This is a genomic window from Gordonia crocea (assembly GCF_009932435.1).
GTDB lineage: Bacteria > Actinomycetota > Actinomycetes > Mycobacteriales > Mycobacteriaceae > Gordonia > Gordonia crocea.
This window is the reverse complement of record NZ_BJOU01000002.1, coordinates 123,571-135,556: the sequence shown is the minus strand read 5'-3', so window position 1 is coordinate 135,556 and position 11,986 is coordinate 123,571. Positions and strand designations below refer to the sequence as shown.

The window sequence follows — 11,986 nt, the reverse complement described above, 5'->3', positions numbered from 1 at the left end:
TTACGCTCACACCGGGAGCAGGTCACCAATCACCTTGGCCAACTGCTCGGCGTTGCGGCACTCGAACATTTCGATCACCTCGCCATAGACATCGGCATCGGAATCGCCGGTCCCCCAGTCCTCCCGACGTTCGGGGTTGAGCCAGTAGGAGTGCCGCACCCGCTCGGTGAGTGTGCGCAGCGATTCGATTTCGGTCCAGTGGTAGTTGTTGCGCGCGTCGCCCAGGATCAGCAGCGCGCCGCGGTGGGTCAGCGAGTCCAGGTAGTCGCGGGCGAATCCCTTGAGCATGTGCCCGTAGTCGGAGTGCCCGTCGCGGGTGGCGATGCGCGCCGTCGTGATCATCTCGTGCATGACCTCGCCGAAACTCTCGTCGGCCTGTGAGCGGTCGAAAAAGTCGGTCACCTCGTCGACGGTGTCGACGAAGGCGAACACCCGGACCTTGGAGAACTGTTGGCGCAGTGCGTAAACCAGCTGCAGGGTGAACTGGGAGAACCCCGATACCGACCCGGACACGTCACAGATGATGACCAGCTCCGGACGGCCCGGGCGGGGCCGGCGGTGGGTCAGTTTGATCGGTACGCCGCCGGTCGACATCGACGCGCGCAGGGTGCGGCGCACGTCGACCGGTCCGTGCCGGGCACGACGGCGGCGGATCTCCAGGCGTGCGGCCAGCAACCGGGCCAACGGTTCCACCGTCCGCCGGATCTGTGCGAGGTCGCGCGCACTCGAATGCAGGAAGCTCATCTGCTCGGGCAGTTTGGGAACCGCGTAGTCGGCGACCCGGTCGCGGCCGTGTCGGCCGGCCATCCGCCGCTGGGTCTCCGCCTCGATGGCCGCCCGCAACTCGGCCGCCCGATCGGCCGCGGCCCGGCGGTACCGCGGCTGCGTACCCTGCCGGGCCCCCGACTCGTCGTCGACGGCACCGCGGGCCATGGCGGCGGCGATGGCGGCGATCAGCGTCTGCGGATTCACCGTCGACGTGGCCTGGTAGGCGGAGAAGGCCTCGCCGCGGGCTCCCTCGTAGCGGCCGAACTCGTCGACGATCATCGCGACCATGTCGGCCTGTCGGCCGTCGGCGGCGGCCGCGTCGTCGGCCATCACCTCGGCGACCATCTCGCGGAAGGCCTCGACGTCGACGTTGCCCTCCTCGTCGCGGGGCAGCTCGGTGTCGGTGGTGCGCGCCCCGGTGCCCAGCGGGAACCAGAGGTCGAAGGTGCGGTCGAAGACTTGCCGGTGCATGTGGGTCGACAACAGGGTTGCGGCCAGCCCCTCCCGCAGGCCCTCGCGGTCCAGCAGGTCGAGCACGCCGACGGCCTGTCCGGCGTCGAGCAGCGCCGCCGGACCGATGTCGATCCCGCGCCGCCGCAATTCATCGACGAAACCGACGAGGTGGTCGACCAGGGGTGCGTCCTCGGCCCCTCCCCCTCGCTGTGCGGCCATCAGTCGCGATTCAGCTTGAGTTCTTTGCGGGCGGTGGCCAGGTCGGGCCGGTGCTTGAGGACGACGCCGAGGGTCCGCGAGATCAGCGAGTCGTCGACCCGCCCCTTGGCCAGCGCCGCCTCCGGGCTGCCGGTCTCCGCGCCGGCCGACAGGGCGAGCAGGGTGTTGCCCCAGTCGATGGTCTCCGACACCGACGGCTTCTTGCGGATGTCCAGACCACGCAGCGCGCCGATGACCCGGACGACCTCGGCGGCCAGCACATCGGGCAGATCCGGCACGCGGCTGGCCAGGATCTCCTTCTCGCGCGCGGCGTCGGGGAAGTCGATGTGCAGGTACAGGCAGCGGCGCTTGAGCGCCTCGGACAGCTCGCGGGCCGCATTCGAGGTCAGGATGACGATCGGTCGCTGGGTGGCGCGGACGGTACCCATTTCCGGGATGGAGACGGCGAAGTCGGACAGCACCTCCAGCAGCAGGCCTTCCATGTCGACGTCGGCCTTGTCGACCTCGTCGATGAGCAACACGGTCGGCTCGGTGCGCGAGATCGCCTTGAGCAGCGGTCGCGGCAGGAGGAACTCGTCGGAGAAGATGTCGGTCTTGGTGTCATCCCAATCCCGGGCGCCGGTCGACTGGATGTGCAGGATCTGCTTGGCGTGGTTCCACTCGTACAGCGCGCGCGCCTCGTCGAGGCCCTCGTAACACTGCAGCCGGACCAGCTCGGCCCCGGTCGCCGCGGCGATCGCCTTGGCCAGCTCGGTCTTGCCGACACCGGCCGGGCCTTCCACGAGCAGCGGCTTGCCCAACCGGTCGGCCAGATACGTTGCCGTCGTGGTCGCCGCGTCGGGGAGGTAACCGGTCCCGGCGAGCCGCTCGGCGACGTCGGCGACCGAGGTGAAAGCGGGGACGATCGTGGCGTCGGCCACGGCCGTTGCGGGGGTGCGGTCGGCTGCCATCAGACCGGCCTGATCTGTCCGTCGCCCCACACAATCCACTTGGTGGAGGTCAACTCCGGCAGGCCCATGGGCCCCCGGGCGTGGAGTTTCTGGGTGGAGATGCCGATCTCGGCGCCGAAGCCGAACTGCTCGCCGTCGGTGAAGGCGGTGGAGGCGTTGACGATGACCGCGGCGGCATCGACGCGGCGGGTGAACTCGTTGGCCGCGGCGAGGTCGGCGGTGATGATCGCCTCGGTGTGCCCGGTGCCGTAGCGGCCGATGTGCTCGATCGCGTCGTCGAGCCCGGCCACGCGGCGTACCGCGATGTCGAGCGAGAGGTATTCCTCGCTCCAGTCCTTTTCGTCGGCGGGCTCCATGCCCTCCTCGTCGCCATGGATGGTGACGCCGGAGGCGCGCAGCGCCTCGGTCAGCCGCGGCAGCGCGACGTCGGCGATCGCCTCGTCGATCAAGACCGTCTCGGCGGTGTTGCAGACGCTGGGCCGGCGGGTCTTCGCATTGATCACGACGGTCTCGGCCATGTCCAGATCCGCCGAGGAGTGCACATAGACGTGGCAGTTGCCGGTGCCGGTCTCGATGGTGGGAACGGTCGCATTGGCCACGACGGCGTTGATCAGCCCGGCGCCGCCGCGCGGGATCACCACGTCGACCAATCCCCGGGCCTGGATGAGCGCGGTGACGCTGGCCCGGTCGTGGGACGGCAGGAGGGCGACCGCGTCGGGGTTGACGCCGTGGGCGGCGAGAACCTCGCGCAACACCGCGACCAGCGCCGCGTTGGACTCGGCAGCCGAACCCGAGCCGCGCAGCAGCACCGCGTTGCCCGATTTGAACCCGATGCCGAACGCATCGACCGTCACGTTGGGGCGCGCCTCGTAGACGATCCCGACGACGCCCAGCGGCACCCGGACCTGGCGCAGGGTCAGCCCGTTCGCGAGGGTCCGGCCGGCCAGGACCTCGCCGACGGGGTCGGCCAGCGCCGCCACCTGCCGCAGGCCCGCGGCGATCCCGGTCACCCGCTCCGGCGTCAGCCGCAGCCGGTCGAGCAGGCTGGCCTCGGTGCCCGCGGCCTCGGCGGCGGCGATGTCGGCGTCGTTCGCGGCGACGATGGTGGCCGACGCCGCCTCGATCGCCTCGGCGGCCGCCACCAGGACGGTGTTCTTCTGTGCGGTCGACAACGTGGCCAGGCTGCGCGATGCCGCCTTCGCGGCGGTCGCCAGCCCGGTGACCGTCTCGGTCACCGCGGCGGTGTCGACGGTGGGTGCGCTCATCGGGGTCCTTTGTTGGGAAAAGGCTGCTCAACCCAGGTTAACGCCGAGACCGCCGGACACCTTCCCCGGGCCGTCCGATCCCGTCACCGACAGCCGCGCAGCGCGGCCGCCAAAACACGTGCCGACGGCTCGTCGAGCAACACCGGGTATGCGGCCAGGACCGCGACGAACTGTTGGGCGTACTGGCAGTGGAAGGCCCGGGCCGGTGGCATCCACCGGGCCGGCTCCCGGTCGCCCTTGTCCCGGTTGGACTTCTCGTCGACGGCGACCAGGTTGGCCGGGTCGTTGGCGAACCGCAACCGCGTTGCGGCCGGCCACCCGTGTGCGCCCATGTCCCAGGCAAACGACAGCGGGACAATATGGTCGATCTGCACCGATGTCGCCCGGCTCCGCCGGAACACCAGCGCCCGGCCGGTGTACGGGCTGCGCAACCGCCCGGCCGTCACCGTCGCCGCACACCGCGGCCCCGCCGCGGTGACCACCTCGTCGAGGTCGCGCCGCAGGATGTCGTTGCGGGTGTCGCAGGCGTTGTTGCCGCCGAGCACGTCGGTGGCGTCGGCCCATGCCTGCCCGAACGCGGACCGGTCGTAATCGGCCCGGTGCGGCAGCCGCGCCGCCACCCGTGGCACGCGCGCCAACTCGGCCAACCACCCGCGCGCCGACGGCGGCGGGGCGTCGGCCTGATCGACCGCCTGCCACGCCGCACCGAACACGGCGAGCGCGGTGGACAACGACAACACCGCCCACACCCGGCCCGACAGCGTCACCCCCATGCCGACTTAGACGCGCCGGACCCGCGAACGGTTCCGCCCGGGGTTCAGGACGCAGGGTTCAGGACGCAGGGGGTCAGGACTTGTCGAGGAAGTCCGCGCGCGATCCGACGACGGCGTCGACGATCGCCGCGGCCCCCGGGTGGTCGGCGAGGGAGAACCCGTCGTCGACGACCGAGCGGGCCAGGTCGCGGGCGTCGGCGATCACCTCGGCGTCGTCGAGCAGCGAGAGGAACCGCAACGACGACGAACCGCCGGACTGCAGTTCCCCCAGGACGTCGCCCTCGCGCCGCTCGGCCAGGTCGAGTCGGGCGAGTTCGAATCCGTCGGTGGTCGCGGCCACCGCGGTCAACCGCCGGAATGCGCCGGAGCCCTCGGGCACGGCGGTGACCAGCAGGCACAGCCCGGGCAGCCCGCCTCGTCCGACCCGGCCGCGCAGCTGGTGCAGCTGCGACACGCCGAACCGGTCGGCATCGATGATGACCATCACCGTCGCATTGGGCACGTCGACGCCGACCTCGATGACGGTCGTCGACACGAGTACGTCGATCTCGCCGCGGGTGAACGCGTCCATCACCGCGGCCTTCTCGTCGGCGGGCAGTCGGCCGTGGAGCATCTCGACCCGGCAGTGCGGCAGGCGTGCGGTCACCTCGCCGTACAGGTCGACCAGGGCGATCGCCTCCCGACGGTTGTCGGCGCCCTCGTCATTCTCCTTCTTCGCCGCCTTCTTCTCCCCCGTCTCGTCGCCGATCCGCGAGCAGACGACGTAGACCTGCCGGCCTGCCTCGACCTCCTCGCCGGCCCGCTCCCACACCCGGTTCATCCACGCCGGCTTGCCCATCGGCACCACCGAGGAGCTGATCTCCTGGCGCCCCTTGGGCAGCTCGGTGAGCACCGAGGTCGCCAGGTCGCCGAACACCGTCATCGCCACCGTCCGCGGGATGGGCGTGGCCGTCATGACCAGGTGGTGCGGTACCCGCCCGGCGGCCGCCTTGGCCCGCAGCACGTCGCGCTGCTCGACGCCGAACCGGTGCTGCTCGTCGACGACGACGAGCCCGAGGTCGAAGAACTCGACGTTCTCCTGAAGGAGGGCGTGCGTGCCGATGACGATCCCCGAGGTGCCGGTGACGACGTCGAGCAGGCTCTGGCGCTTGTCGGCGGTCCGTTGCGACCCGGTGACGAGGGTGATCGAGGTAGCCCCCTCGGCCGCCCCGAGCTCACCGCCGATGCCCAGGTCGCCGAGCATCGCCCGAATGGTGCGCAAGTGCTGCGCGGCGAGTACCTCGGTGGGGGCCAACAACGCGCATTGTTGTCCGTTGTCGACCACCCGCAGCATCGCCAGCAGGGCGACCAGCGTCTTGCCGGAGCCGACCTCGCCCTGCAACAGCCGACTCATCGGAACGCTGCTGTCGAGCTCGTCGTCGATCTCGCCGAGGACCGCCTCCTGCCCCTGCGTCAGGGTGAACGGCAGCCGCTCCCGCAGCGCGTCCTCCAGTCCCCCGGGCACGTGCGGGCACGGCCGGGCGGTCTGCGCGCGCCCGAGCCGGGCCCGTTGGGCGAGGATCAGCTGCATCGCATACGCCTCGTCGAAGCGCAGCCGGTCCCGGGCCGCGTCGACATCGGCCGACGAGTCGGGCAGATGCACCCCGCGCCAGGCCTGCGCGGTGCCGACCAGTCCCCGCTGACCGCGCTGCTGCTCGGACAGCGCATCCGGGACCGGCGCGAGCCGCCCCAGGACCTGGCGGATGGCCCGCCAGATGACCCAGGTCTGCACGTCCTTCGTCGCCGGGTAGATCGGCAGGATGGCCCGTTCGAAGGCGTCGTCGAGGCTGGCCTCGTCCCCGGACGCCGCTTCGCGGGCCTCCTGCTCGACGGCGTAGAGCTCGCTCATCATGGAGTTGCCGACGGCGGCGACGTCGGGCTCGCCGCTGTCGGGCAGGACCGCCCATTCGGGATGCGACAGCTGCACCCGACCCTGGTAGAGGCTGACCTTGCCGGCCATCATGACGCGGGCGCCGGGGCGCAGCTTGTTCTTGATGTAGCGCGGGTTGAAGAAACTCGCCTCGTAGACGCGCACATCGTCGTCGACGCGGACCTTGAGGAACTGCCCGTTGCGGCGCTTCATCCGGATCAGATCGGCCTTGGTGATCCGGCCGACGATGGTGATCCAGTCGCCGGGCTCGGGTGTCTCGTCGGCGGCGACGACGCCGGCCTGCGCGTAGCGGCGCGGCGTGTAGAACAGCAGCTGCCCGACGGTATCCAGTCCGAGGCCGCCGAGTTTGGCGGCCACCTCGGCGTCGAGGACCTCGGCCAACGGCATCGCCGGGGTCAGGTCTCCCCCGCCGCCCACCGGATCACTCAACGCCGACCTGCAGCACCGAATCGTCCTGCCCACACGGGTACACCGTCAGTTCGATACCGGGGTACACGCGCCGCACGTGATCGGCCAGTCCGTCGAGGACCTCGGGGGAATCGGTGAGCAACGACCCGGCCAGCACGGTGATCAACTCGCCGCCGGTGGCCAGCATGAGGTCGAGCAGGGCGGTCGTCGCGGCCAAGGGGTCGTGCCCGATCACCAGCGCGTCCGAACCGATGTAACCGAGCATGTCGCCCGGCTCGCTGGTCCCGGCCAGGGTCATCACCCGCTCGGACACCCGCCGCACCGACCCCCAGCGGGTACCCGCGGCGGCCTCGGCCATCGCGTAGGCGTCGACGTCGGCCTCCTCGCCCGGGTCGTGCACCGCCAACGCCGAGAGGCACTGGACCATCGACAGCGTCGGGATGAACACGACGCTGCGGTGGGTCGAACGCGCCTGGGCGGCCACCGCGACCAATTCCTGGGAGGCGAGTTCGCCGTTGGCCATCACGACGACGTGGGCGGCATCGGTCGCGCGGATCGCGTCGGCCACCTCGTCGACCGACAACCCGTCGTCGGCGGCGACCACCGCGGCCCCCGCCTCGGCGAACAGCTCTTGGGCGCCACTGCCCTTCGCGATGACGACGACGCCGCGCTTGTGCCGCGGCAGCGGCTCCTCCGGGTCGGCCAACCGCAGCGCATCGAGCGCGAAGCAGGAGATCCGCACATCACTGATCGCACCGCACACGGCGCCGGCTTCGACGGCCTTGCCCGGCTCGTTGGTGTGCACGTGCACCGAGAAGCGCTCACCGGATTCGCTGCTGTCCCCGACGATCACCACGGCGTCGCCGATCTCGGCCAGGTAGTCGCGCAGGCGGCCGATCAGTTCGTCGGCGGTGCCGTCAAGGAGGTACATGACCTCGAAGTCCATGTCGCTGCTGCCGTCGCACGCCTCGTCGGCGCGCTGCGCGGGCAGGTTTCCTTCATTGAGCAGGCCGCGGTAGTTGCGCCGCCGGTTGGCCACCCCGGTGAGCACCAGGACCATCGAGTCCAGCAGGACGAGCATTCCCCGCCCGCCCGCGTCGACCACGCCGGCGTAGGCGAGTTCGGCGAGTTGCTCGGGCGTGTGCTCGAGCGCGTCGGCGGCGGCTTCGGCGGCGGCGCGCGCCAAATCGGCCGGCGAGGCCGAGGTGTTGTCGTGGGCGGCCTCCGCGGCTTGCCGCAGGACCGTGAGAACCGTCCCCTCCCGCGGCTCGCTGACCGCGCGAACCGCCGCCAACGAGGCGAGCCGGAGTCCGCCGGCGAACAGGCGGCTGAAGGAGTAGTCGCGCTCGGTGTGGGCGATCGCCGCCGCGTCGGCGACGCCGACGAGGACCTGCGAGAGGATGATTCCGGAGTTGCCGCGGGCGCTGGCCACCGCCGCGTCGGCCATGACCCGCGTGACCGTCGCGGCGTCGGCCTCCGGGTCGGCGGACTCGGCGGCGTCGGCGGCCGCGGTCATGGTGAACGCCATGTTCGACCCGGTGTCGGAGTCGGGGATCGGGAAGACGTTGAGTTCGTTGATCTCGGCGCGGGCCGCGATCAGCCCGTCGGCGGCCGCCCGCGCCCAGTCGCGCAGCAACTGCGGGTTGACCCGGGGGGGACGGTCACCGCGCGGCGCTAGGGTGGGAACGGAATCCGACATCGGAGTCGACATTAGTACCCCGGTCGGTCAACCGGTGGGGGCCGAGTCGATTACGCACCCGTTCGGTACCTGATTTGAACGGGAGCCACCGCTACGGCTATCCTTGTCAGGTTGCGTTCTGCGCCCTTCATGGGCGAGGAAAGAATCGCATCCACAGACCACGCAAGTGATTTCCAACTATTGAGGGAGTGTTCGATATGGCTGCCGTCTGCGACATCTGCGGCAAGGGCCCCGGCTTCGGCAAGTCGGTTTCGCACTCGCACCGGCGCACCAACCGCCGCTGGAACCCGAACATCCAGTCCGTGCGAGTCGAGGTTGCGCCGGGTAACCGCAAGCGCAAGAACGTGTGCACCTCCTGCCTGAAGGCCGGCAAGACCTCGGTCTGACGCCGCCGACCACGCGTTTGCGCGACCCCCGACGGGCTTTGCCCATCGGGGGTCGCCGCTTTTTCGGCGCCCAGTAGGGTGATTCGACATGACCGACTCCTCCCCCGCCACTCCGTCCGTCTCCACCGCCGACGGCGTCCTGACCATCGCCGTGTCCAACCCCGCCAACGGCACCGCCTTGGACGACGACGCGATCGCCGGGGCGACCGCCGCCCTGATCGAGCTGCGCGAAGGACGCCGCGACGAACAGGTCATCCTGCTCGTCGGCGCGGGAAAGAACTTCTGCGCGGGCGGCAACGTCGCGGCCTTCGCCGGCGCCGAGGACCGTCCGGCCTACCTGCTCGAGCTCGCCGATCAACTGCACACGATGCTCGGCCTGATCAACGAGACCTCGCTCCCCGTCGTCGTCGCGGCCAAGGGGTGGGCGGCCGGCGCCGGCATGAGCCTGACCCTGATCGGCGACGTGGTGGTCGGCGGGACGTCGACGAAGATGCGCCCGGCCTACAGCGGCATCGGCCTGACCCCCGACGGCGGTATGACGTGGACGCTGCCGCGGACCGTCGGGGCCGCCCGGGCCCGCGCGATCATCCTGACCAACCGCATCGTCACCGCAGAGCAGGCACTCGAGTACGGGATCCTCTCTGAGATCGTCGACGACGAGCGGGTCGACGAGCGGGCCCGCGAGATCGCCGTGGAACTGGCCGCCGGGCCGAGTGCCGCGTTGCAGGCCACCGTCGGCCTGCTGCGCCAGTCGCCGGCGGCCTCGCTGTCGGCCCAGTTCGACGCCGAGGGGGCCTCGATCTCGCGGCTGTCGGGCGAACCCACCGGAATCGAAGGAGTCGACGCCTTCCTGGCGAAACGCGCACCGCAGTGGCCGTGACGCTCCGTTGAGCGGTGCCAGTTAGTTAGGGCAACCGCCAGTCGACCGGTTCGGCCCCTTGCCGGGCGAGGGCCTCGTTGGCGCGGCTGAACGGCCTGGACCCGAAGAACCCGCGCGAGGCCGACAGCGGCGACGGGTGCGCCGAGGCGATCGTCGGCACGTCGGGCAGCCACTGCTGCAGGCGTTGCGCGTCGCGTCCCCACAGGATGGCGACGAGCGGCTCGTCGCGCGCGGCCAGGGCTTTGATGGCGCACTCGGTGACCGTCTCCCAGCCCTTCCCCCGGTGGGACCCCGTCTCGCCGGCGCCGACCGTCAGCACCCGGTTCAGCAGCAACACCCCGGCGTCGGCCCACGGCGTCAGATCCCCGGTGGTCGGCCGCGGCAGCCCGAGGTCGTCGCTGTACTCGGTGTAGATGTTGGCCAAAGAGCGCGGGACGGGCGCGACATCGGGGGCCACCGAGAAGCTCAGCCCCATCGCGTGCCCGGGCGTCGGATACGGGTCCTGCCCGACGATGAGTATGCGTACGTCGGACATGGGCCGGGTGAAGGCGCGCAGCACGTGCTCGCCGGCGGGCAGGTAGCGCCGCCCGGCGGCGACTTCGGCGCGCAGGAAGTCACCGAGCTCGGCGATGACCCCGGCCACGGGTTGCAACGCATCCGCCCAGTCGGGGGCGAGGAGTTCGGACAGCGGTTGGGCGGGCATGGGCAGGCGTTTCAGTCGAGCCGGCGGAGGTTCCCGCGGTAGTACTTGGCGTTCTCGTAGTACATCGTCACGTTCAGGTCCACATGTCCCTCGGCGACCTCGAATCCCTCGCGGATCCGGGCCGGGATTCCCAACGCCATCCGCCGGGCCGGCACCTCGTAGTCGAACGGCACCACCGCGCCCGCACCGACGACCGCCCCGGACCCGACGGTGGACCCGTTCAACACCACCGATCCCGACGCGATGAGGACGTTGTCGCCGATCGTGGCGCCTTCGATGTGGGCGTTGTGCCCGACGACGCAGTGCGCGCCGATGATCGTCGGGTGGATCACGGTGCAGTGGATGACCGTGCCGTCCTGGATGTTGGTCTTCTCGCCCACGCTGATGGTGCCGTAGTCCCCGCGCAGCACCGCGCCGGGCCAGACCGAGACCCCGTCGGCCAGGGTCACACCGCCGATGACGACGGCGTCGGGATGGACGTAGGTGTCGGCGCCGAGCACGGGCTCGCGGTCGCCGAGAGCGTAGATGGCCACCAGAGGAATCTAGCGCGTCTACACGCTGCGCCATCCGCGGACCCGCGGCGGGGACCCGTCGATGCGGACCGGGTCGGGGCGCGCGGCCACGACGGCGCCGATCACCATCCACCCCGGCGGCACATCGCCGGCGGCGAAGGCGCCCAGCAGTTCGTGGTCCTCCCCGCCGGCCAATGCCCATCGCTGCGGATCGTCGCCGAGTCGGTCCGCCGCCGCGGCCGCCGCGGCCGTGATCGGGATGGCGCCTGCTTCGACGTCCACGCCGACGCCGGAAGCCGCGCACAGCAATCCCAGTTCTTCGACCAGTCCGTCGGACACGTCGGTGAGGGCGTGGGCGCCGGCGCGGGCCGCGACCGGCCCCTGCGCCGGATCGGGTGCCGGGCAGCGGAAGGCGTCGACCGCGGCGCGCAGCGCCGGATCGTCGAGCAGGGCCCGATCGCCGGAGGCCAGGACCGCATATCCGGCGGCCGAGGCGCCCAGCGGTCCGCTCACCGCGAGGACGTCGCCGACGCGGGCACCGCCCAGGCGCACCGGGGCGACCCCGTCGAGGACGCCGACGGCGGTGATCGACACCGAGACCTCCGAGGCCGCCACCAGGTCGCCCCCGAGGACGGCCGCACCCAGGTCGGCCGCGCGGCCCGCCGCACCGCGGTTGATCCCGACGACCAGGTCGGCCGATGCCGTCGTCGGAGCCGCGAGCGCGATCAGTACCCCGGTGGGCCGGCCGCCCATCGCGGCGATGTCGGCGACCGCGGCGACCACCGCCCGGGCGCCGATCTGTTCCGGTGAGGACCAGTCGAGCCGGAAGTGCCGGTCCGCGACGGCGGTGTCGACGCTGAGCACCCTGGCACCCGGTTCGATGACGGCGGCATCGTCGCCGGGCCCGACGACCACGTCGGGGGTGCTCGCCGCGCTCGTGGCGAACTCGGCCAGCAACGCCCGCTCCCCGACCTCGCCGATGGTGCGATTCGCTGTCACGACCGCCAGTCTGTCACGACCCCGTGCGGTCGGCCGCCTAC

11 protein-coding genes are annotated in these 11,986 nt (G+C 71.2%); 2 read left to right on the top strand and 9 right to left on the bottom strand.

From position 1 onward, the window contains the following. Positions 1-6 precede the first annotated feature (6 nt). The 6 genes from nbrcactino_RS12300 to nbrcactino_RS12275 form a co-directional block, all read right to left on the bottom strand. On the bottom strand, positions 7-1,440 hold the full coding sequence (locus nbrcactino_RS12300; protein ID WP_161927846.1) for a vWA domain-containing protein: 1,434 nt from the start codon (positions 1,438-1,440) through the stop codon (positions 7-9). Further along, positions 1,440-2,390, bottom strand: a complete 951-nt coding sequence (locus tag nbrcactino_RS12295; RefSeq protein WP_161927845.1) for an AAA family ATPase — start codon at positions 2,388-2,390, stop codon at positions 1,440-1,442. The genes nbrcactino_RS12300 and nbrcactino_RS12295 overlap by 1 nt, the downstream gene beginning before the upstream one ends. Further along, complete coding sequence (locus tag nbrcactino_RS12290) at positions 2,390-3,655, bottom strand: glutamate-5-semialdehyde dehydrogenase (protein WP_161927844.1); 1,266 nt, start codon at positions 3,653-3,655, stop codon at positions 2,390-2,392. The genes nbrcactino_RS12295 and nbrcactino_RS12290 overlap by 1 nt, the downstream gene beginning before the upstream one ends. 83 nt (positions 3,656-3,738) lie before the next feature. Then, positions 3,739-4,428, bottom strand: coding sequence for an HNH endonuclease family protein (locus nbrcactino_RS12285; protein ID WP_161927843.1), 690 nt, complete (start codon positions 4,426-4,428; stop codon positions 3,739-3,741). A gap of 73 nt (positions 4,429-4,501) precedes the next feature. Continuing rightward, on the bottom strand, positions 4,502-6,745 hold the full coding sequence (gene recG, locus nbrcactino_RS12280; protein WP_161928025.1) for an ATP-dependent DNA helicase RecG: 2,244 nt from the start codon (positions 6,743-6,745) through the stop codon (positions 4,502-4,504). Between the two features lie 34 nt (positions 6,746-6,779). Beyond that, complete coding sequence (locus nbrcactino_RS12275; protein ID WP_186343382.1) at positions 6,780-8,465, bottom strand: DAK2 domain-containing protein; 1,686 nt, start codon at positions 8,463-8,465, stop codon at positions 6,780-6,782. 197 nt (positions 8,466-8,662) lie between these two features. Between nbrcactino_RS12275 and rpmB the strand changes: the two genes are divergently transcribed. Both rpmB and nbrcactino_RS12265 read left to right on the top strand, forming a co-directional pair. Further along, a complete protein-coding gene (gene rpmB / locus nbrcactino_RS12270; RefSeq protein ID WP_161927841.1) occupies positions 8,663-8,851 on the top strand; it encodes a 50S ribosomal protein L28 in 189 nt (62 codons plus the stop codon). 88 nt (positions 8,852-8,939) lie between these two features. Then, positions 8,940-9,731: an enoyl-CoA hydratase/isomerase family protein gene (locus nbrcactino_RS12265; RefSeq protein WP_161927840.1), complete on the top strand. Its 792-nt coding sequence runs from the start codon at positions 8,940-8,942 to the stop codon at positions 9,729-9,731. A 25-nt stretch (positions 9,732-9,756) separates the two neighbouring features. On the opposite strand, the gene nbrcactino_RS12260 is transcribed toward nbrcactino_RS12265, so the two are convergent. Genes nbrcactino_RS12260 through thiL form a run of 3 tightly spaced genes read right to left on the bottom strand, consistent with a single transcriptional unit; the run spans position 9,757 to position 11,945 of the window. Beyond that, complete coding sequence (locus nbrcactino_RS12260; protein ID WP_161927839.1) at positions 9,757-10,434, bottom strand: uracil-DNA glycosylase; 678 nt, start codon at positions 10,432-10,434, stop codon at positions 9,757-9,759. An 11-nt stretch (positions 10,435-10,445) separates the two neighbouring features. After that, positions 10,446-10,967, bottom strand: coding sequence for a gamma carbonic anhydrase family protein (locus nbrcactino_RS12255; protein ID WP_161927838.1), 522 nt, complete (start codon positions 10,965-10,967; stop codon positions 10,446-10,448). 18 nt (positions 10,968-10,985) lie between these two features. After that, entirely contained in the window at positions 10,986-11,945 is a 960-nt protein-coding gene (gene thiL, locus nbrcactino_RS12250) for a thiamine-phosphate kinase (RefSeq protein WP_161927837.1), read from the bottom strand. Between the last annotated feature and the right edge of the window lie 41 nt (positions 11,946-11,986).

Coding starts and splice junctions, on each gene's coding strand:
- nbrcactino_RS12285 (WP_161927843.1), bottom strand. CDS start 4,428: ATGGGGGTGACGCTGTCGGGCCGGGTGTGGGCGGTGTTGTCGTTGTCC.
- nbrcactino_RS12300 (WP_161927846.1), bottom strand. CDS start 1,440: ATGGCCGCACAGCGAGGGGGAGGGGCCGAGGACGCACCCCTGGTCGAC.
- nbrcactino_RS12260 (WP_161927839.1), bottom strand. CDS start 10,434: ATGCCCGCCCAACCGCTGTCCGAACTCCTCGCCCCCGACTGGGCGGAT.
- nbrcactino_RS12295 (WP_161927845.1), bottom strand. CDS start 2,390: ATGGCAGCCGACCGCACCCCCGCAACGGCCGTGGCCGACGCCACGATC.
- rpmB (WP_161927841.1), top strand. CDS start 8,663: ATGGCTGCCGTCTGCGACATCTGCGGCAAGGGCCCCGGCTTCGGCAAG.
- nbrcactino_RS12265 (WP_161927840.1), top strand. CDS start 8,940: ATGACCGACTCCTCCCCCGCCACTCCGTCCGTCTCCACCGCCGACGGC.
- nbrcactino_RS12290 (WP_161927844.1), bottom strand. CDS start 3,655: ATGAGCGCACCCACCGTCGACACCGCCGCGGTGACCGAGACGGTCACC.
- recG (WP_161928025.1), bottom strand. CDS start 6,745: ATGCCGTTGGCCGAGGTCCTCGACGCCGAGGTGGCCGCCAAACTCGGC.
- nbrcactino_RS12275 (WP_186343382.1), bottom strand. CDS start 8,465: ATGTCGGATTCCGTTCCCACCCTAGCGCCGCGCGGTGACCGTCCCCCC.